This window comes from Paenibacillus sp. FSL R5-0519, from assembly GCF_037974275.1.
Taxonomy (GTDB): Bacteria; Bacillota; Bacilli; order Paenibacillales; family Paenibacillaceae; genus Paenibacillus.
Window position 1 is genome coordinate 2,476,675 of record NZ_CP150234.1, and the last position, 21,932, is coordinate 2,498,606.

The 21,932-nt window shown below is 46.2% G+C and carries 18 protein-coding genes; 16 read left to right on the forward strand and 2 right to left on the reverse strand.

The genetic code is table 11. From position 1 onward, the window contains the following. Positions 1–13: 13 nt before the first annotated feature. Together MKY73_RS11370 and MKY73_RS11375 are read left to right on the forward strand one after the other, a co-directional pair. Positions 14–1,624: an extracellular solute-binding protein gene (locus MKY73_RS11370; RefSeq protein WP_339307484.1), complete on the forward strand. Its 1,611-nt coding sequence runs from the start codon at positions 14–16 to the stop codon at positions 1,622–1,624. A 57-nt stretch (positions 1,625–1,681) separates the two neighbouring features. Then, the gene (locus MKY73_RS11375; protein WP_339307486.1) at positions 1,682–2,698 is read left to right on the forward strand and encodes a glycosidase; all 1,017 of its coding nucleotides are present in this window, start codon (positions 1,682–1,684) and stop codon (positions 2,696–2,698) included. 79 nt (positions 2,699–2,777) lie between these two features. Here MKY73_RS11375 and MKY73_RS11380 read toward each other — a convergent pair whose 3' ends face one another. After that, entirely contained in the window at positions 2,778–5,108 is a 2,331-nt protein-coding gene (locus tag MKY73_RS11380) for a helix-turn-helix domain-containing protein (protein WP_339307487.1), read from the reverse strand. A gap of 220 nt (positions 5,109–5,328) precedes the next feature. On the opposite strand from MKY73_RS11380, the gene MKY73_RS11385 reads away from it, so the two are divergent. From MKY73_RS11385 to MKY73_RS11440, 12 genes are all read left to right on the forward strand, one after another. Continuing rightward, the gene (locus tag MKY73_RS11385; protein WP_339307489.1) at positions 5,329–6,429 is read left to right on the forward strand and encodes an amidohydrolase/deacetylase family metallohydrolase; all 1,101 of its coding nucleotides are present in this window, start codon (positions 5,329–5,331) and stop codon (positions 6,427–6,429) included. Next, complete coding sequence (locus MKY73_RS11390) at positions 6,407–7,516, forward strand: DgaE family pyridoxal phosphate-dependent ammonia lyase (protein WP_339307491.1); 1,110 nt, start codon at positions 6,407–6,409, stop codon at positions 7,514–7,516. Before MKY73_RS11385 ends, MKY73_RS11390 begins: the two co-directional genes overlap by 23 nt. Further along, a complete protein-coding gene (locus MKY73_RS11395) occupies positions 7,513–8,268 on the forward strand; it encodes a KDGP aldolase (RefSeq protein ID WP_339307492.1) in 756 nt (251 codons plus the stop codon). The genes MKY73_RS11390 and MKY73_RS11395 overlap by 4 nt, the downstream gene beginning before the upstream one ends. Next, on the forward strand, positions 8,261–9,274 hold the full coding sequence (locus MKY73_RS11400) for a sugar kinase (protein ID WP_339307493.1): 1,014 nt from the start codon (positions 8,261–8,263) through the stop codon (positions 9,272–9,274). The genes MKY73_RS11395 and MKY73_RS11400 overlap by 8 nt, the downstream gene beginning before the upstream one ends. A 10-nt stretch (positions 9,275–9,284) precedes the next feature. Continuing rightward, positions 9,285–10,007, forward strand: a complete 723-nt coding sequence (locus tag MKY73_RS11405; protein WP_339307495.1) for a GntR family transcriptional regulator — start codon at positions 9,285–9,287, stop codon at positions 10,005–10,007. Positions 10,008–10,418: 411 nt separating this feature from the next. After that, positions 10,419–11,213 (forward strand): helix-turn-helix transcriptional regulator, encoded by a 795-nt coding sequence (locus MKY73_RS11410; RefSeq protein WP_339307496.1) that lies wholly within the window; start codon positions 10,419–10,421, stop codon positions 11,211–11,213. Between the two features lie 135 nt (positions 11,214–11,348). Next, on the forward strand, positions 11,349–12,305 hold the full coding sequence (locus tag MKY73_RS11415) for an aldo/keto reductase (RefSeq protein WP_339307498.1): 957 nt from the start codon (positions 11,349–11,351) through the stop codon (positions 12,303–12,305). Between the two features lie 134 nt (positions 12,306–12,439). Then, positions 12,440–13,036 carry a cupin domain-containing protein gene (locus MKY73_RS11420; protein WP_339307500.1) on the forward strand — a complete coding sequence of 199 codons (597 nt, stop codon included), beginning with the start codon at positions 12,440–12,442 and terminating at the stop codon, positions 13,034–13,036. Between the two features lie 213 nt (positions 13,037–13,249). Continuing rightward, positions 13,250–13,930 (forward strand): hypothetical protein, encoded by a 681-nt coding sequence (locus MKY73_RS11425; RefSeq protein WP_339307501.1) that lies wholly within the window; start codon positions 13,250–13,252, stop codon positions 13,928–13,930. Between the two features lie 547 nt (positions 13,931–14,477). Beyond that, positions 14,478–16,067, forward strand: coding sequence for a methyl-accepting chemotaxis protein (locus tag MKY73_RS11430; protein WP_339307503.1), 1,590 nt, complete (start codon positions 14,478–14,480; stop codon positions 16,065–16,067). Positions 16,068–16,092: 25 nt separating this feature from the next. Continuing rightward, positions 16,093–16,518, forward strand: a complete 426-nt coding sequence (locus MKY73_RS11435; protein ID WP_339307504.1) for a chemotaxis protein CheW — start codon at positions 16,093–16,095, stop codon at positions 16,516–16,518. A gap of 14 nt (positions 16,519–16,532) precedes the next feature. Further along, positions 16,533–18,548: a chemotaxis protein CheA gene (locus MKY73_RS11440; RefSeq protein WP_339307505.1), complete on the forward strand. Its 2,016-nt coding sequence runs from the start codon at positions 16,533–16,535 to the stop codon at positions 18,546–18,548. 96 nt (positions 18,549–18,644) lie between these two features. Here the strand turns inward: MKY73_RS11440 and MKY73_RS11445 are convergent, their stop codons facing one another. Continuing rightward, positions 18,645–19,529, reverse strand: coding sequence for a LysR family transcriptional regulator (locus MKY73_RS11445; protein WP_339307507.1), 885 nt, complete (start codon positions 19,527–19,529; stop codon positions 18,645–18,647). A 112-nt stretch (positions 19,530–19,641) separates the two neighbouring features. Between MKY73_RS11445 and zwf the strand changes: the two genes are divergently transcribed. Then, a complete protein-coding gene (gene zwf / locus MKY73_RS11450) occupies positions 19,642–21,165 on the forward strand; it encodes a glucose-6-phosphate dehydrogenase (RefSeq protein WP_339307509.1) in 1,524 nt (507 codons plus the stop codon). 36 nt (positions 21,166–21,201) lie between these two features. Continuing rightward, positions 21,202–21,867 carry a fructose-6-phosphate aldolase gene (gene fsa / locus MKY73_RS11455; protein ID WP_339307511.1) on the forward strand — a complete coding sequence of 222 codons (666 nt, stop codon included), beginning with the start codon at positions 21,202–21,204 and terminating at the stop codon, positions 21,865–21,867. Positions 21,868–21,932 lie beyond the last annotated feature (65 nt).

Sequence of the window (21,932 nt, forward strand, 5' to 3'; positions counted from 1 at the left end):
GGAGGAATTATAAATGCCAACCACACGTAGGTCATGGAAGCTTCTGTTATCTTCGGCTTTAGTTATTACATTAATGGCAGGCTGCAGCAGTTCAAACGAAGGTGAAGCGAACAACAATCTCGGAAAAGTCGCTGTGAACAATGAAGGTTTCCCGATTGTTAATGAACCCGTTACTTTGTCGCTTATGGCCCCAGATGTAGGGATTCAGAACTGGGAGAACATGGCTGTGCTTCAGCAGATGCAAGAGAAGACCGGTATTAAGCTGGAATACAAGAACGCACCGAAGGATAGCTTCGAAACGAAGAAAAATCTGGTGCTCGCCAGTGGAGATTACCCGGATATCCTCTATGCTGCCGGTTTGACAACTGCAGAGCAGATGAATTACGGAGAGCAGGGAATTCTCATTCCACTGGAGGATCTGATTGAAGAGTATGCTCCGAATTTCAAGGCGCTGTTGGAGGAGAATCCGGATGTCCGCAAGTCGATAACTGCACCGGACGGGCATATCTATTCCTTGCCAGTAGTAGAACTTAGCCAGCACTGGTACCGCAATCCGATGTGGTATAACGGAGACTTTCTCAAGGCGCTGAATATCGATAAACTCCCCGAAACGACAGAGGAGCTGTATACCTATCTGAAACGTGTGAAAGAGGAAGATCCAAACGGTAATGGCATAGCTGATGAAATTCCGATCTCCTCGGTGACTACACCCGCTGCGAACCTCCGCGATATCCGTACATGGCTGCTGGGTGCCTTCGGCATTTATGAAGAAGAAATTTACGTGGACGACGCGGACAAGGTGCATTACACACCTCTTGAAGAAGGCTACAAGGAATATTTGACCTATATGAACCGACTGTGGTCTGAAGACCTGCTGGATCATGAGAGCTTCTCACAAACAGCGGAGCAAAAAAAGGCCAAAGCACAGAACAATCAAATCGCCCTCTTTTCGGACTGGCATGCCTACATGAGCAAAGGTGGAGAGCCTTCGACGGCAGATCCCATGTTTGCACCTGTCCACAGTGAATCAGTTGCTGCCCCAGCGATTGCAAAGAACAGGGGGATAACAAGCGGAGCCTTTGCTATTACGCAGAGTAATCCTGCGCCGGAAGCCTCTATGCGCTGGGTGGATTATCTCTATTCCTACGAAGGTGCCATGTTCTTTAATAAAGGTCCAGAGGGCACTCTCTGGGAGTACACAGACAAAGAGAATCGGGTCAAACGTTACTTGCCAGTACCGGATGGTAAGGAAATGGAAGATTATCGGGCAACTCTGACACCTAACTACGGCATTCCCGCTCCAACCCTATCCATGGATGATATTAATAAGGGGCTGAAGACAGACTTTGACCTATGGGTAGAAGAGGAGACCAAGCAGAAGCTTCTCGATAAAGGCGCACGGATTCCGTTTCCGACACTGTTCCTTACCGTGGAAGAGCAGACCGAAATCAGTGGCCTGAATTCTGATTTGAAGACATATGTGAATCAGATGGAGGCGAAATTCATCACTGGAGCGGAGCCGCTTACGGGCTGGGACAATTATGTGGCGACAGTCAAGAAAATGGGCGGAGAGCGTATGGTTGAAATCAATCAGGCTGCCTATGATCGTTGGAAATCCAACTAATCAGGTCCATGCGAAAACGCGTCCCTGAACATTCATGCAGATGCAGGAGGAATAGACATGCAAATTACGAGACATCCGAATAATCCCATTGTTGTGCCGGGCGATTATGAATGGCGTAAGGTTACGGTTTTCAACCCGGCGGTTATCATCGATAACGGCAAATTTTATATGATTGAGCGTACCGCGGGTTCCCTAACTCCATGCAAAAATTATTTGGGTCTGCTAGAAAGTGAAGACGGGGTGAACTTTACCCACGTGAAGGATGAGCCCATTGTGACGCCAGACATGCTGGGATTCCCTTATGGTAGTGTGCAGGATCCGCGGATTGTCAAAATCGACGGAACCTTCTATCTAAACTACGCCCTTCGTCCCTGTGCCATGAGTTATTACCCTACCGGGGCAGGCGTCCCCCTTCGCTCTATTCCGGAATATCCGGACGGGTGGGGGGACGAGGCGGAACATTGGCTAACCCGGTCCTCCATATTGAAATCAGATAATCTGCTGGATTGGGAGTATGTGGCGGACACGACACCTCTTGATATTAATGACCGGGACAACATTCTGTTCCCTGAGAAAATAGGTGGCAAATTCGTACTGTTGCGCCGCCCTGAGGAATATGTAGGAGAAGCCTACGGTACGGATAAGGCGGCCATGTGGATTACCTACTCTGAGGATCTCGTGAACTGGGAAGAGCCCAAGCTGCTTGCTACCGCCCAGAACCTCTCCTGGGAATCAAGGAAGATTGGCGGCTCAACGCCCCCGATTCGTACGGACAAGGGCTGGCTGGTGCTCTATCATGGCGTCGATGAGGACATTGTCTACCGTGTGGGAGCCATGCTGTTGGATTTGGAGCAACCGGAGAAAATCATTGCCCGAACGCATCATTTTATTATGGAGCCAGAGATGTATTATGAGAAATTTGGGTTCCAGATCCCAAATGTCATCTTTCCGACTGGAAATGTGGTCAAAGATGGACTGCTCTATATCTATTATGGGGTAACAGATACGGCGATTGCTCTTGCAACAGTTCCGCTGGACGAACTGGTAGAGCACATCCTCCAGAAAGGGCAGTAGCTAAGCTAAATAAACCTTAGATGAAGCGGTATCTTTGAATATAAAAATGTAGTGCAGAAAAGGCGGAAGCTCCACTAACTTAAACAGGTCCTTTAATAGTGGCTGCTCTCAGGGCATGTTCCTTGCGATACTGACCTGGTGTCAAACCGATTTCTTTTTTGAACTTGCGGATGAAATTTGGCGCATCCATGTAACCGACCTGTTCGATAATTTCTTTGAGGGGTGCGCTAGTGTTCTCCAGGAGCCGCATGACTTCATCTACACGCCGCTGCCAGATATATTGTGAGAAATTGCGGCCGGTCTTCTCTTTGAAGCTCCGGCTTAAATATGAAGTTGAAATGGCAAACTTAAGTGCCACATGCTCTAGGCTGAGTGTGTAGTCTGCAAACTGTTGATCCACGTAAACCAGAATATCATCCATTAATGTTGACTCGCTTGTCTTCGTATTCAGCTCCACCTGCGCGCAAATGTCAGCAGCCAGACAGAGCAAACGACTCTCCAGCTCTTCAAGTGTTTCAAAGGCAGTTAATTCTGACATATTGGCGAACACCTCGTTCATACCAAGCTCGGAGGCGGTGCGTAGAAAAGCGTTTAGCAGATCGAAACAGATGCAGCGCAGCAGGTGAACCTGTAATGGCTCATTTTTGATCATATGAATGGTTTCGGTAATCAGTTGCACGGTTACTGATTCGTTGCCCTGCTTAAGGCTCTGCTCCAGTTTCAGCATGGATTTGCGTGGAATCCAGAAGCTCTCGGAAGCAGAAGGGTTCAGCTCTGCAAGCTGCTCAAAATAAGTTACCTGACCGCTGTGTTGGATGATCCGGTGCTCCAGAGCTGTAGCAGCTTCAATGAAGGATTGGTTAAGACGGGCCAAGTCCCCGTATGCCGTGCCGACACCGATACTCAGAGATAGCTGCGAATGCTCGCGGATTACCAATTGAATGGCTTCAATTACCTCTTCCAATTGGTTTTGAATCGGCTTTTCCACATCACCGGGAAGTGAAATTATCAGAGCAAACTGCTCTTTGACCGAGAATTCAACGCCGAAGATCTGAGCACCGGTACCTGGGAGACATACATTGCTAAGTATATCCTGCAACAGAAGGCGTTCCTGCCAGCACTTGTCGCCAAGCAAAGTATCATCCCAAGACAATATAGTCGAGAAATAGAGGCCTTGACCTTGAGGATGCCGGAATCCGGCGTTCAGAATCATTTGTTCGATCTCAGGATCATCCGGCTTGCCGTGCTTGAGTAACAGCAGCATGCACTGATTACGGACGAAGGGCTCCTGAAAATCAATTTTCGCACTGTAATTGTGTAGGGTCTGTCGTATCCATTCCCATTCATTGTGGAGCTTGGAAGCATCATCCCCGTTGCCTCTCATCTTGTCCATCAAATCTCTGATTGGATGGTACTGCCGTTTGGCTAGCAACAGCGCAGCAGCTATACCGGTAATGACAGTAATGCAGAAGACGATCAGGATCAGAGTCTGGACATGGGCGACACGGCTGAAGAATTGGAAGCTTGGCATGGTGGTTACATAGGTCCAGCCATTTTCTTCCGATTGGACAGAAACAACGGAGTATTGTTCTCCGTCCATCTTCAAATTATGGATACCAGGCGCAAGTGTAGCTAAGTTCTCAATTTCGTTCTGTGGAAGGCTGATGCCATGGTTGTTCGCGGTCAACACCTGTCCGGAGGGACTGAATATATAACTGCTTCCTGAAAAATCACTCAAAATCGAATCCATGACCCCGGTAAGGTTGGATTCTTTCATTAAATATACAACGGTCCCATATGGAAAGGGGTCATTCGGTTTAACGGGCACAAGCATGACGAGCATCGGCTCCATTCGGGAATTAACCTTCACGTTCTCAGCGGGACGGACCAGGGGCTGCCTAGTTTCATTTAAGTCCTGCCGCAATTCTTGCAGATTCCAATGTTCGAACTGATAGAGGCTAGCAAAGGTGACATCAAGATTAGCCAAACCGCGGTGCGAATAGATGTGGGAATCATTATGGAAATAGAGAAGCAGATCCTCTGCAATACTGCTGCTAGCTTTGTAATTGGCCAACGCTTGAATCGCCTCCAAGCTGTAATAGGGGTGCTTTACCATATAAGGGGTCAGGTGTTTGTCATAGGCGATTCTCCCCGCTATTTCCTGAAGTTCATTCATCCGGTTATCTATAGTGCTCTTCACCTGGTTAAGTTGATTGACATTTGATTGTTCAATCTCAACACGCAATCCCTTGACAGCGTTTTCATACACAAAAATAGTTACACCTGTCAGAGGGATAAGAAATATGAGAATGTAAGAAAAGGCATATTTCAGCAGAAGCCTTGATTTGAAATGATTCCAGCTGAGCCTGAATCTGTCGAGCAAGGATGGCTTGAATGCGGAATTTGCCATGAAGCAGTCCCTCCAGTGTTAAAATATTCGGATTTTGAATTGAAAATCACTGTTCTCTTCTGGATTACACTTGTGCTAGTATAAACATTATAACATTATAATCTTTGAAGTGAAGTAGCTCATCAGGCTTATTTTAACGATTTTCAAATACAGATCTCATGTCATGAATCATTTTTTGGAATTTGCCTGTATACCGTGTTTGAAAAAGGAGATGGGATGAGTGGGCACAGAGAATGTGCTGCGCAATTTGCAGCTTGTTGACGGGCGGATCGTGGATATCACCATTCAGGACGGGATCATCACCGCCATAACACCGCCATGCCAAGCTGAAGGAGAAAATGTGTTGGATTGTTCAGGGTTATATGCGTCCAGTGGGTGGATTGATATGCATGTGCATGCCGTCCAGGATCTTGACCCCTATGGCGATAATATCGACGAAATTGGTGTGAAGCAGGGGGTAACAACGCTTGTAGATGCCGGAAGCTGCGGTGCAGACCGAATAGGAGCTTTTTATACCGCAAGACTACAGGCTGCTACACAAGTATTTGCTCTGTTGAATATTTCAAGGATCGGACTCGAACGGACGGATGAACTGTCACAGCTGGAATGGATTGACCGGGCCAAGGTCTTGAAGGCGGTAGCGGCTTATCCTGATTTCATTGTTGGTCTGAAAGCCCGCATCAGCGAAAGTGTCGTCAAAGACAGCGGGATACAACCGCTCAAGCTCGCACGCACACTCTCGGAAGAAACGAAACTTCCGCTCATGGTTCACATCGGTTCTGCTCCGCCCGCGATCTCGGATGTGCTGGAGTTATTACAGTCTGGCGATGTAATCACCCATTACCTTAACGGCAAGTCCAACAATCTGTTTCATCCGGACGGCACACCGCTGCAAGAATTACTGGACGCGGCTGCTCGGGGAGTTCATCTGGATGTGGGACATGGTACAGCGAGCTTCTCCTTCCGAATTGCAGAACAGGCCAAGGCTGCAGGCATTGCGCTAAATACAATCAGTACGGACATTTACCGAGGCAACCGTATGAATGGTCCGGTATACAGTATGTCGAATGTACTGACGAAATTTCTGTACCTCGGCTACAGTCTGGAAGAGGTCATTCGCGCGGTTACAAGAAGTCCAGCGGAGTGGCTCGGTAAGCCGGAGCTCGGGAAGATCAGGGTTGGACAGCAGGCAAACCTGACTTTGTTTTCCCTGGAAGCAGGCGAAAAGCAGCTTGAGGACTCGGAAGGAGATGTCCGGGTCACACAACACTATATTGAGGTTAAAGGAGTGTTTGCTAATGGGTCACTCACTACAGGCTAAATATGGATTGAAGCGTGTTATTAATGCCAGTGGAAGAATGAGCATCCTTGGCGTTTCTGCACCAACGGATTCAGTCATGGATGCGATGAAACAGGGTGGACAGCGGTACGTGGAAATGGCTGATCTTGTGAACAAATCCGGAGAATATATTGCACAGTTTCTTGGCTCGGAAAGCGCAGTTGTGGTGAACTCTGCATCCAGTGGTATTGCGCTTTCGGTAGCGGCCATTGTGACCGCCGGAAATCCGCGTATCAGCCTTCGTTTGCATCAGGAGCCGGTATTGAGAAATGAAATTGTTATGCTAAAGGGCCATAATGTGCAATATGGAGCGCCAGTAGAAACCATGGTATTCCTTGGAGGTGGCCGGGTAGTGGAAGTTGGATATGCGAATGAAGGCCGCAAGGAGCATATCGATCAGGCGATCGGTGAAAACACGGCAGCCATTCTTTATGTTAAATCTCATCACACTGTGCAGAAAAACATGATTTCAGTGGAAGAGGCCTGGGAGGTGGCACAGCGCAGAGGGGTGCCGCTGATTGTGGATGCGGCAGCGGAAGAGGATCTGCGCAAATATGTCCAATTTTCGGATCTGGCCATTTATAGTGGGTCAAAAGCTATTGAAGGCCCTACTTCCGGTATTGTCGCCGGCAAAAAGAAATATGTGGAGTGGTTACAGGTACAGCTTCACGGGATTGGCCGAAGTATGAAGGTTGGCAAAGAGACCATCTTTGGGTTACTTCAAGCTCTGGAGGAATACCAGGACAAAGCGGACCACAGTGAACGAGAGAAGCAGACGCTGGAGGCTCTTCAGCCACTTGGTGAACTTCCTGGTGTTTCGGTCCGCATTGTGCAGGATGAAGCCGGCAGATCGATTTTCCGAGGGCGTGTCCAGATTGATTCCTCTCTTGCTGGGTTGGATGCAAAGAAAGTGAATGACCAGCTGCGTGAAGGTGTAATTGCGGTATATACCCGAGACTATGGCGTCAAGCAGGGTTATTTCGATATTGATCCAAGGTCGCTGCAAGGGGATGATTTGCAGGTCATCGTCAGCAGAATACATGAAATCGTGGGAGGCAAACCAGAATGAGTCATATTCAGCAGTGTCTGTATAAGAATAGAGCCGCAATAAATGTACTGGCAGGAAGTATCGGGAACGCTAGAGATGTGTACGAGGCTGCGGAAGGTTATGTACTTGTTGGTGTGCTCTCCAAAAACTATGCTACGTCGGAGGAAGCCGTAATTGCCATGACTGAATATGGTCAAGCGATTCAAGATGCAGTATCCATCGGACTTGGTGCTGGAGACAGCCGTCAGGCTGCAGTTGTGGCGGAGATTGCCGCGAGCTATCCGGGAAGCCATATCAATCAGGTATTCCCGGCAGTGGGGGCAACCCGTGCCAATCTGGGACCTAAAGATAGTTGGATTAACTGCCTGGTATCTCCGTGCGGGCAATCAGGCTATGTGAATATATCGACTGGCCCCGTTAGTTCAGTAACCACTCCGCAGGCCATTGTTCCAGTTCATGCCGCCATTGCACTGGTTCGTGACATGGGAGGGAACGCGCTCAAATATTATCCGATGCAGGGATTGAAGCTGGAGGAGGAGTACCGTGCGGTTGCCAAGGCATGTGGGGAAGCGAGTTTTGCTCTGGAGCCCACAGGTGGAATTGATCTGGACAACTTTGGACCCATTCTAGAGATTGCACTACAGGCGGGTGTACCTCAAGTTATACCACATGTTTATTCTTCAATTATTGAGTCACAGACCGGGAATACCAACGTACAGGATGTCCGCAGATTGCTCGAAATAATGAAATCGCTGGTGGACCAGTATGCATAGGGTTGCTGCTTTTGGCGAAGTGATGATGCGGCTGCAGGTTCCGGGATACGAAACGCTGGTCCAGAGCAGCAGGCTGGAGTATTCTTTTTCCGGCAGCGGGGTGAATGTAACGGCAGCACTAGCCAGATACGGCCATAACGGTGCTCTTATTACGACTTTGCCGGAAACTCCGGTGGGCGAAGCGGCTATCGCTTATCTGCGCAAGCTTGGGGTGGATACCTCTCTTATTAGACAGGGCGGTAAACACCTTGGGATGTACTTTCTGGAGAATGGCTTTGGAGCCCGACCAGGCAGAGTCACATACACAGACCGGCTGGGCAGCAGTTTCAATACTGCGGGTGCAGCCAATTATGATATGAAAGATATTGCGTCCCGGATCGACGTGCTCCATTTATGTGGCATTACGCTGGCTATGAATGATGGCGTGCGCAAGCAGATGAAACAGCTTGCGGAGGAAGTGAAGAATGCTGGAGGCAAGGTTGTCTTTGATTGTAATTACCGTCCTGCGTTATGGGGGCCGGATGGCTATGTCAAGGCCCGCCCGCATTATGAAGAAATGCTGGGGCTAGCAGATCTGGTGCTGATGAATGAGATGGATGCGAAGGGTATTCTTGGCATCGGTACCGAAGAATATGATAGAATGACACGGATGAAGCAAGCGATTCCTGAAGTTGCACAGCGCTTCGGAATCGGAACGGTAGCAGGAACCCACCGTGAGATCAACGCGGACCATACGCATTCCTTGACAGGATATATCTATCATCAAGGTACGTTCGTATTTTCCCGCAAGCTGACGTTCCCGGTATACGACCGGATTGGTGCCGGCGATGTGTTTGCCAGCGCCATCATCCATGGGGAATTGCAGCGATATCCACAGGAACATACGGTTAATATGGCGGTGGCAGCAGCGATGCTGGCCCATACCACACAAGGTGATACAGCGCTTTTTACCGAGAATGAAGTACTCCGAGCGCTGTCGGACCGTACCTCAGATGTTGAAAGGTAGTGAACAGTGAGTGTCCCTAAAGCGCAAGCAAGGTCCTTTATATCAGCAAATCCAAAAAATTCTCAAAGATCGGATTCTACATGGCGTATATCCTCTCGGAAGCATCATTCCCTCCGAACCACAGCTGGAGAAGGAATTCGGGGTCAGTAAAATGACAGTCCGCGGTGCGGTCCAAGAGCTGTCCCAGGAAGGCTATGTGCAGAAGAAAAGTGGAGTCGGTACAATTGTAATGCGCAATACCTCTCATCAGAAGCTCTCAAAGGGCAAACGGTTTACGGAACTGCTCGTAGAAGAGGGTCATAAGCTGGAAAAGAAAGTTCTGAATTCCCGGTTACTGACCAATGATACTGGTACGGAGGAGTATGATCTCTACGGGCCATATTGCCAACGGATTGAAAGACTCTACATTCTTAACGGACAACCTTATATTCATCTGATACACTTCTTGGCAGCAGCTGCATTGCCCGGCGGAGGCAAGGAGGAAATCAATGGAGACATCCAATCGCTCTATGAATCACTGGAGGAGAACGACATTTTGCTGGAGAACTTCAAAGACCGTTTCTTTGTAGAGCCGGCAGCTCCTGAAGTATGCCAACTACTGAAGATCTCCCTGGGAACGCATGTGCTCAAGCGCCTTCGTAACTCCTTCGACGGAGAAGGCAGATTGATTGAGCACAGTATAGGGTGTTATAACACGGAACTTCATCATTATCTGGTTAGTTATGACACTTGAGGCCGGCGGACATATCGTGAAAGAAATTGTATTCATACAAAAAAGGGTTCTGCACTTTTGATAACAGGGCCCTTTTTGCGTAAACAACGGTTTAATGGTGAAATCCCTAGAAATCTCTCAAACGTCAAATACCTCATATAATTCCTCGTGATTAACTTCTACCGAATCATCTTGACGCAGTTCCTAATTCTGCTGCATCTGCTCTAGTTGACTTAATTGACGAATTTCCTTCAAACACGGCTTGTATTTTCGTTCTGCACCATTTGATGCTAAGCTACTTGTAAATCAGGTATTCTGAAGAACTAACAATAAATGGATTATATCCAAGTCATTCAGAGACTACCATTTTGGGATAGAGTCGAATAGGCCTGAATACTTTTATAAAAAGGAACGATGTCTATGGATGCAGGTATGAGCCGTAGCAAAAAACTGGGTGAGTTTTTGAAATCACGTAGAAGCCGCATTCAACCGGAACAAGTTGGATTGTCAGGATCTTATGGACAGCGAAGAACACCGGGACTAAGGCGGGAAGAAGTAGCGGTATTGGCTGGTGTCAGCGCAACGTACTACACGTGGCTTGAACAAGGTAGGGAGTTGGCAGCTTCACGAGAAGTAATACAAAGCATAGCGAACGCGCTCCGGTTAACCCCGGAAGAGAAGATTCATCTGTTTGACTTATGGGACCCGAATGCGGAACATGAATTCCTTTCATCGTATTCACAACTGGACCCAGGTTGGCAGAGTATTATTAGTCAGTTGACTCATCCTTCCTTTATTACCAATGAACGCTCTGAGGTGCTTGCCTGGAATGAAGCAGCGGATACGAACCTCTTTAAGTTCTCGTCGATGAATATGAATGAGCGACTATTGATGCGGATTTTATTCTTGGATGAAACGCTGAAGGAGCGAATGCACAATTGGGATGAATTCGCACGACACTCGGTAGCTGTTTTTCGTACGTATTATGATAAGTATCCGAGCGACCCCGGATTTGGCAGCATCGTGAAACAACTGAGTGAAGAAAGTGTGGACTTCCGAACGATCTGGAACCTGCACCAAGTCGAATTAAAACAAGTCAATCGTGTTCTGCTTGAAACGACGGAACGGGCAGATGGTATTGTGCATGCGTACGATATCTTTTCCATGAATAATCTGAACAGCCAATCAGGCATTCATTGTTGTATTTACGTTCCTGTTGTTATGTAGAAGGTTGACTAGACTAGTAATTTCTTTACTAGCATACACGGAGTGTGGTTGGTGTCTCGGTATTAAAATAGAATGAACTTAAGCTCACTCGTAGCTATTTATCGTTTCTATTTTAAGATGAAAAGAGGAAGCCTCATGCTCAAGACAAGAACGTTAGGCAAAGACAAATTACGTATATCTGGGCTCGGCCTGGGTGTGATGATGATGCCGGATAATGACGAATCGGTACATACCATTCAGGGTGCACTGGATGCAGGAGTCACCATGTTTGATACGGCGGATCTGTACGGAGAGTATGAAAAACAGCGATTTGGAGGAAATGAAAAACTGCTTGGTCGTGCGCTTCAAGGTCGAAGATCCGACGTTGTTGTTGCCACCAAATTCGGTATTACGCACACGCAGGGCCCCAAGGGAGATCCCGCCTACATCAAAAAATCAGTAGATGCGAGTCTCTACAACCTGGGAATGGATTATATTGATCTATATTATCAACATCGTCCTGATCCGAATACCCCCATTGAAGAGACGGTAGGCACACTTGCCGATCTGGTTCAACAGGGAAAGATCCGATATATTGGTTTGTCCGAGGCGCCAGTAGAGATCATTCGGCGTGCACATGCTGTTCATCCGATCACAGCGTTGCAGACGGAATATTCATTGTGGAGTCGGGAACTTGAGGATGAGATTATGCCTGTCCTGCATGAATTGAACATCGGCTTGGTTCCATACAGCCCATTGGGACGTGGATTCCTGACTGGTCAGATCCGATCTATAGACGATTTGGCGGAAGATGATTATCGTCGTCACTATCCGCGTTTCCAAGGTGAGAACTTTCAGAAAAATCTGGAGGTTGTTGGATTGATCCAAGAGATGGCTAAGCAAAAAGGATGCACCGTTTCTCAACTTGCTCTGGCCTGGTTACTTGGAAAGGGAGAGCATATCGTTCCGATCCCGGGGACTCGCAACCTGGAAAGAGTTCACGAAAACTTAGGCGCGTTAGAAGTTTCGCTTACGGATGATGAGATGAAGCGGATTGATCGCATATCACCCCAAGGCATCGCAGCTGGAGGCAGATTCCCTGGCCAAGTCTAACTCTTTAAGACATGATTCATGAAACCTGCAGTTTCGGATGGAAAGAATGTATAACAAGTCAACGGTATTATCTTTCTACTCTCCGGCATACAGTACAACAATGAGATGTATGCTCAAGGAGGAGAAATGATCGTATGATGAATCCGATTTTGCAAGCCCCAAATGCGCCACTCGCTGCCGATTCCAATGCGGTTGTCAATTATCAGAGGGATTCACGCAATTATGTAACCCAGTTGTTTGGAGAACAGCTGCCGACCATTGCCAATGGTTTCTTCAACGTGTACTTAAGCAAAGGAATTATTGTACAGCCACACTGGCACACCAATGTCACGGAGATGGTTGTAGTTATCAGCGGTGAAATTACAGCGTCAGTCTTCAATCCGTTTACGCGTGAACGATTGACATATCGCCTGAAACCAGGTCAGGTTGTGGTATTTCCGAAAGGTTGGTTTCACTGGTTTGTCGCTGAGACAGATGATGTATATGTATTAACGATCTTTGATCAACCAACCCCTGATATTGTGTTTGGAGCGGATTTCTTGGCAGCTACACCACCGGAGGTGGCTCACCGCGCGTACTGCTTGGATGAAGAGGCGTATGCCAGAGCCGTTGCGTCCATTAAAAATGATGCCATTCTGGGCCCTCCAATAGGATGTGATACGGAGGTTTCTGATCAATCGACTTCACCTTCCAAGAAGCCAGTGTCACCATCCGATAAGCAGAAGTCTTGATTCAAAATTCCTTATTCATCATTATATAAGTACAGAGCCTGTAACTGGGGAATAACAGTTGCAGGCTTTTTGATGTGCCGATGTAATCATTATCGTATGAAGTCCATGGAGGGGGGAGCATTATATTAGAAAAAAAATCAAAATACCTGAGTCAGTGCATTGCGTTCTCTGTTAGTATAGTATGAATATCCAATGAAAACGGAGGACTCCTTAATGAACATGTCAGAGATGGAAACACTTGAAACTGCAATGAGTTATGCACCTATTTTGATGTTTGACAGAGCAGAACCCTTTTACCCTGATTTTGTTGGTATTTCTGTATTGCTTCAATCCGGGCCTTCACCATCGTTCAGAAGGGAAATTGCGTTTCCGAGCGAGGTCGTCCAATACGTGATTGAATATGCAATTTGGTGGGATTATGAGATTGGACATCTGTACGAAATGGAGCATGTATGGATATATGTGGGTCATAACGGAGAGGTAGTTGACTGTGAAGCAAGCTTTCATGGTAAGGTTCTGCGCGGATTATTGAAGGAACGGGTTAATATGGTTGGGCATCATGTATGTCTGTATTCGCAGCCCGGGAAACATGCTTTCTCACCACTTCCGGTTGTATTTGAGTTATTGCCTAACCTGTATAGTGCAGCGGGTTCAGAAGCTGGATGTGATGGGCTGCTTGTGAATGAGTTGTTTCAAGGTTATTTTGAAACGAATGAACAGATCGATGCTCAGGTGGAGCGTTATCTAAAGACCAAAGCGTTCGTTCCTACCATGGAGTTTGAAGAATATATATTAAGACCGGAGATGTTCATGACGTGGGAGAATCTGTTTGGTATTATTCCGCATAGGATTAAAGACCGCTTAGTGGAACTGGAACAATTATATAACACATGAAAATTAGTTTTTTTATGGGTTTTGTGTTCATTTAAAGTGTCTTTTTTGCTTCAAACCAAACTTTGTTGATTCGGGTTTGGTTTTTTTTGTGGGAAATAGGACTCATTATACGTGAGTATTTAATAGACTTAAGTCTTGTAATTTGGAAGTGGAATGTTTTGATACATATATTTTTTTACAAGAAATATGTATGTGTTAGACGTAAGAACTATATAGTTTCTTATGTAAATTTAAGAATACCATATTACATGAAAATTTGTATGTAGATGTATGTGCAAGTTGATGCTGATACTTTCGTTATGCGTAGATATGTAATGTTTGAAAACAATTATATAGGTAAGAAGTATATAAATAATAAAAAAGTAGATTCTTTATATCTGAAATAAAAATTCATAATAACGCAAATTCATATAAATAAAAATCTTCTATTCAGTTTTATTATATTTATGTCGAAATAAATCGTAAGTTGTCTGGAGCGCGACCAAGAGAAGGGTTAGCCAAGCGTTATATACATAACTGGACACTACGATGCCTAGGAGGAGATTACATGAAGTGGTTTGGAAACTTGAAAACAGCAACAAAGATTATCTCGGCATTTTTAATTGTGTCGATAATCCTTGCGGCGCTTGGGGTCTACTCGGTAGCAACATTGAGAAGTACAAATGAACGAATGCAAGAGATGTATAACAATAATCTGATCTCGGTTAGAGAACTGTCCTCAGCTCAGGTTGATTATCAGAGATTGCGAGTTAACGTGCGAGATTTGAATTTTGAAACTGTAGCAGCAGAACAGACCAGAGTTACGGAAAATATGGCTACAATTCGTCAATCCATGGAGGAGCGAATTGCTACGTATCGTCCTCTTGCTACTACCCCGGAAGAAACGGAATTGCTTCGTAAGTTAGATACCCAGTATGACAGTTATATGAAACTATTTGATCAAGGCGTCACTAAGGCGTTATCTAATGATGATGCAGCTTTCATTACATTCCTCAAATCAACATTGAAACCTCCGGGTGATGAGGTGGTAAAAACACTCTCTGATTTGGTAAACCTTAATGTAACCCTGGCAGAGCAGGCAAACACGAAGTCTGAAGAAGCCTATACAACTTCTTTTGCAGTAACCATTATTCTTGTGATTCTGTCTGTACTCTTCAGTATCCTCGTTGGTTACATGATCTCTCGCTCGATTTCAAAACCACTCATGTCCATGTTGGTTCTGGCTAAGGAAGTCGCCGGGGGAAATCTGGCACTTAAGTCAGACATCACTAGTAAAGATGAAGTGGGTCAACTGGCAGCAGCACTGAATCGTATGGTCGACAACCTGAAAGAGTTAATCAACAATATCGTGTTGAACTCCCAAAGTGTTGCTGCTTCTTCGGAACAGATCTCAGCCAGCACACAGGAAATAGCAAGTACCAGCACAAGCCAATCCAGCGAGGCAGGAAATATCTCCGAATTGTTCAAGGAGCTCTCACTTGCCATTAACTCTGTTGCTGCTAGTGCGGAAGAAGCGGCTGAATTGTCCAATGATACTGTGAAGACCGCGCGTGAAGGTGGACTTGTTGTACAGACTTCTCTGGAAGGCATGCAAGCTGTTAATACGAAAATGACCAAGCTTGAAGATGATTCCCGTAAGATTGGCGACATCATTGAAGTGATTGACGATATTGCTGAGCAGACCAACCTGCTTGCGCTGAATGCAGCAATTGAAGCGGCACGTGCGGGAGAACAAGGACGAGGATTCGCCGTGGTAGCAGATGAAGTCCGGAAGCTTGCAGAACGAAGCGGCGAGGCGACAAAAGAAATTACAGCCATTATCAAAGCGATGCAGGAAAATACGAGACAGAGTGTGCAGGCAGTAGCAGCCAGTGTTGAGCAGTCTTCCATGACTGGACAGGCGTTTGATCAGATCATTGATATGGTCAATAACTCCTCCCAGAAAGTAAACGAAATTGCAGCTGCATGTGAGGAAGAAGCGGCGCAAGCGGCAGAAGTAATGAGTTCTGTTGAATCCATCTCGGCTTCCAGTGAAGAATCCGCGGCTGCATCAGAAGAGACTGCGGCAACCTGTCAGTCTTTGGCACAACTGGCGGAAGAGCTGGCGAAATCTGCGGCTGCCTTCAAAACCCATTAAAACAAATTGAATTGAGGGTGAATCGATGTCTTCACTTCAGAAAGAACAATATATTGAGCTGTCTGTAGGTTCAGAGACTTGCGCCATTCGAATCGAAGAGATTCACGAGATTATTAAAATGCTAAGCATTACAGATATCCCATTTAGCCGTCCGGAGATTAAAGGGGTAGTTAATCTGCGGGGCAAGGTTGTGTGTGTTATGAGTCTGCGCAACCTGCTGGGTATGACGGATGAACCGGATACCAGAACAACACGAATTATCGTGGTTCGGTATAAGGATGAATATATTGGCCTAATTGTGGATCGAGTGAACAAGGTAACCACATATTCGGAAATACATCCACCAACCGGGGGTTACGGTCGTAACCGTGAAGACTTTTTCCATGGCGTGGGTCAACAGGAAGACAAGCTTGTGGGCATTTTGAAACTGGACGAAATATTGGGCGGTTAGGGAGGTATATACGAATGATGGATTTGTCTGCCTACCGTGACATCTTTATCGAAGAACTGAATGATCAACTGGAACGGATGGATCAGTCTTTGCTGGCGTTGGAGCTTTCGCCTTCTGTTGAACTGGTTCAAACGCTGTTCCGGGCAGCACATACCATCAAGGGATCGGCATCGACAATGGATTTTCGTGAATTAAGCGACCTCACTCATGAGGTGGAGTATGCCCTTGAATGGGTTCGGGAGAAAAAACCCGAGATGACTTCAGAGTTAATTGATACGTTATTCCGCTCTTTGGACGCCATGAAGGTGCTTCGTGATCAGTATATCCGTGGAGAAGCCTATGCAGACTTTCGAGCGGTCGTACGAGAAATTAAGGATCTAATTCAAACCCCGGCAGTAGTTGGGAAACTTGCAGCACCTCAATTGCAACCAGCGGAGGCAAATGTTGCACAGGTTGCTGTTGAGTCAGGAAAGCGCCTGTTGTCCATTCACATTGTGCTTGAGCATAAGTGTATGATGAAAGCGGCCAGATATCATATTTTGCGCCAACGCATTGAAGACATATGTGGGACGGTTGTTACAACTTCTCTCATGGAGATCCAGCCGGGCGCGCAGAATGAAGATGACCATTACAGTCAGTTCATCATCATCACGGCAACTTCGAAGGACTCTCAGCAGCTTGAGACAGAATTGTCTACAGACTCGGATATTCATACGCTGGAGATTCATCCATATATGCTGGAATACAATGAGGTTGCAGCGGCTTCTGCACAACCTGAATTAATGAATGAACCAGAGCAGATAAAACCAAGCTTGCCTACCGTGGCTACATCTGGCCCGGAAGAGAAAGCGAAAGCTGCTCAACCTACAGTTCGTGTGAGTGTTGAACGTCTGGATCATTTGATGAATTTGGTCGGTGAACTGTTAATTGATCAGACATCCCTTGCAGATCTGAGTGCGTCGGGTGCGCGTAAGGAGTCTTCTTCACTGATTCAGAGTATTAGTGGTGTATCCGATCATATGGGCAGTGTTATCAAGGAGCTCCAAGACGGTGTGATGAAGACCCGGATGTTACCCATTGATCAACTGTTCAGTCGCTTCCCGAGGTTGGTTCGGGACCTTTCGCAGAAGCTGGGTAAAGATCTGGAATTGGTTATTCAAGGTGGAGAGACTGAGCTTGACCGGATGATTATTGAAGAATTGAGTGACCCACTGATCCATCTCATTCGCAATAGTGCAGATCATGGTATTGAAAGCGCAGAGGTTCGTGGAGAGTCAGGCAAGCCGTCCAAGGGACGTATTACCTTAACATCATTCCATGAAGAGAATCATGTTGTCATCCGGTATTCGGATGATGGCAAGGGTATTGATGGGGATAAGATCAAGGCTTCCGCCTTGAGCAAAGGCATTATTAGTGAGGAACAGGCTGCACGCCTATCAACACAGGAGGCTGTACATCTCATATTTGAGCCCGGTTTCTCCACAGCTTCTTCTGTTAGTGAAGTATCAGGTCGCGGCGTTGGAATGGACATTGTGCGCAGCCAGATCGGGCGACTGAACGGCATCATCGATATTGATACGGAGGTTGGTGTTGGTACTACGTTTACGATTCGTCTACCGCTCACTTTGGCGATTATTAAAGGTCTGTTAGTCAAAGTATCGGGGCGTGTTCTGATCGTGCCGATGTACAACGTGTCCGAGATTGTTCGAATTTCACCTGAAGATATTCAGATGATCCAGGGGCAACAGGCTATCCTGAATCATGGACGCATTGTACCCTTTCACCGTCTGTGTGACAGACTTAACTATCCACGAACGGAACGCAAATCCAAAACCATTCCTCTGGTGATTGTGCGTTCCGTAGACAAAATCGCAGCATATGCAGTAGATGAGATTATAGGAAATCAGGAAGTCGTTATTAAGACACTCGGTACGTATCTGGGCGCGATGAACCATCTTTCTGGCGCAACGATCCTTGGGAATGGTAAGGTTGCCCTTATATTGGACGCGTCCTATCTGGTCAGTTATTAATCGTTAGATAAACTAAACATTATGCAGGCCAAAGAGCCTCATCATCCATTACGGGATGGTGGGGCTCTTCGTTATACCTTTTGACATTGTAACCACTCAGGATTTGAAAATGAGATCCATAAACCGGTTGGCAGCCAAAGAAATCGGCATATTACGCTTGGTCATAATCCCCACATGGGAAGGGGGGAGTGGAACATCAAGCTGAATCTCGAAGAGGGAACCTTCCTCCAGCTCTTTGGAGATGAATTCTCGTGTCACATAGGAAATACCCAGTCCTCGACGCGCAAACTCAATCAACAGATCAACGCTACCGACCTCAATCTCAGGCTTCAACGTGTAATTATAGCTGTTAAACAACTCGGTTATAGCCATCCGAACCCGGCTGTTCCGGGAGAAGAGGATCAGTTGATGCTCTAGGAGCATCTCAAGTGTCATGACTTTACCCTTCAGCTGAGCATAGCGTTCTCCGGCTACAAAACAGTCTTTCAACTGAATGCTTTCTCTGACTTCGAGCTGCGGATCAACAATGGGCATCCGAACCACACCAAGATCGATCTTGCCTTCTTTGAGAAAGGTAATGACTTCCGGCGTGGTTCCATGACTCAGATGCAGCTTGATGTTAGGATACAGGGTGTGGAATTCCTCCAGATACGCCAGCATGTAATGCTTGAACAGGGAGTCACTGCCACCAATCCGGAGTTCACCATTGTCGAGATTTTTCAGTGCGGCCATTTTTTCTTCCGCAAGTGAGATCAGAATCTGGGATTGTTCAATATAGGAGTACAGGCTGGCACCTTCCTGTGTCAACGCTACACCCTTGGAATTTCGATAAAACAAGGTAAGACCAAAGCTATCTTCCAATTGCTTAATGGCATGACTGACGCTGGGTTGAGTGATGTACAATGCTTTCGCAGCCTGTGTCAAACTTCCTGTTTTGGCGGCCCAGTAAAAGACTTTATATAGTTCGTAATTTGTAGTCATAGATGTGGTCTATAGCTCCTGTGAAATATATTAATTACTTGTATAGCTATAAAACGTATTATAGTGTAACTACAACAAAGAAACCAGAGTTACTTGGAAGGAGAACGGTGAGATGGAACCAACTACCATTGTTTTATTTGGTGCTACTGGCGATTTAGCCAAAAGAAAAATATATCCTGCCTTATATAACTTATATCTTGAGCAGAAGCTTCCTGAAACCTTCTCATTGATTGGTCTGGGGCGTAGAGAGTGGTCTGATGAATTCTTTCAGGCACAAGTGGAAAAATCATTAAATGAATTTTCCAGACGCCAGGCTGATCCTGAAGTTGTGAAGTCATTTGTGAAAGCTTTTCGCTACAGTGTATTGAATATAAGCCATAAGGAAGATTATATAAAGCTGTTGGGATTAGTTGAACAAAGAGAAGCTGAACTTGGCATTCCGTCCAATCGCTTGTTCTATCTCTCGGTTGGTCCGGAATTCTTCGAACCGATTGCCGAGAACATTCAACAAAGTGGGCTGGGTTCCACAGAGGGCTGGAAGCGTCTCGTCATTGAGAAACCATTTGGTCACGATCTGCCGTCCGCCCGAGATCTCAATCGCAAATTAAGCGAATCGTTCACGGAGGAAGAGATTTATCGGATTGACCACTATTTGGGCAAACCGATGGTACAGCGCCTTGAGACGTTACATCAGAGTAACCCAATCATGAAGGCGTTATGGAACAACCGTTACATCTCCAATGTGCAAATTACGGCTAATGAGACTGTAGGTGTCGAAGAACGCGCATCCTATTATGATCATGTAGGTGCAGTGCGAGACATGTTCCAGAATCATATGCTGCAATTGCTTATGATGATGGCGATTCAGCTTCCATACAACAGTTCTTCCGAAAAAGTTGGATTGAAGAAAAAGCACATCATGGAATCGATCCAGCCATTACAAAAACAAACCGTGGGCGCAAGCATCATTCGTGGGCAGTATGCAGAAGGCAACATTCAAGGCCAATCAGTCAATGCGTATACTGCTGAACCGGGTGTAGCGGAGAATACGATGAATGACACATTCATTGCTGCCAAATTGCAAATCGATGATTTCTTCTGGCGCGGTGTTCCGTTTTACATTCGTACGGGTAAAAGAATGAAGGAGAAATCAACACGTATCGTGATTGAATTCAAAGAACCTTCAGGACAGACGAATGTGCTGAAAAACAAAGGCTCCAAGCCAAACCTGCTCGTCATTGAGATGAGTCCGGATCAGAGCATGACACTGCAACTGAATGCAAGTGATCCAGAGAATAAAGGTGAATTCAAACCGGTTCATATCGATCTTTCTCCGGATAAAGGTGACCTTGCGGAAGCTTACGAGAATCTGATTCGTGATGCTTTGCTGGGAGATCCAACTTTCTTTGCCCACTGGGATGAAGTAGAATTGTCATGGGCATGGGTGCAACCCATTCTGGATGCATTCCAGGAAAATCTGCTGCCACTTCACCTGTATCCTGCAGGAAGCTATGGACCAGCTGAATCAGATGCTATGCTTGAAGAAGATGGTCACCACTGGTGGTTTGATGAGCCGGCGGATCAGGAGTCTGTAGTTACAAATAGCATGCCCTTGGCGGTTAATGCGAATCTCTAAACCATAATAAAAAATATATCTGGAGGTAATTAAATCATGAAATTTTTTATCGATACAGCTAACGTGGAAGACATCCAAAAAGCATACAAAATCGGTGTATTGTCTGGTGTAACAACAAACCCATCTTTGGTAGCCAAAGAAGGCGTGAAATTCGAAGATCGTATTGAAGAAATCTTGCGTTTGGTACCTGAAGTGGAGTCCGTATCTGCGGAAGTGACACCAGATGCCCTTACTGCTGAAGATATGATTGCACAAGCAAACGAATTGATCAGAATTAACAACAGCGACAAAAATATTACGATCAAATTGCCAATGACACTTGCAGGACTTGAAGCTTGCCGTTACTTGACCAAAAAAAGCGTTAAAACCAACGTAACGTTGATCTTCACTGTGAACCAGGCGCTTCTGGCTGCTCGTGCTGGTGCGACATATGTATCTCCATTCCTGGGACGTCTTGATGATATCTCTGAGGATGGCGTACAATTGGTTACCAAAATTGCTGAATTGTTCCGTACACATAACCTGGATGCACAGATTATTGCGGCTTCCGTAAGACATCCGGATCATGTTACACGTGTAGCAATGGCGGGAGCACATATCGCGACTGTTCCATTCTCCGTTATTGAACAAATCTCCAAACACCCACTGACAGATCAAGGTATGGACAAATTTGCAGCGGACTGGAAAAAAACAGTACAATAATCACTGAACATTTATTCGTTTCAACTTACAATAGAATTATATAAATCATGGAGCATTGGGAGGAC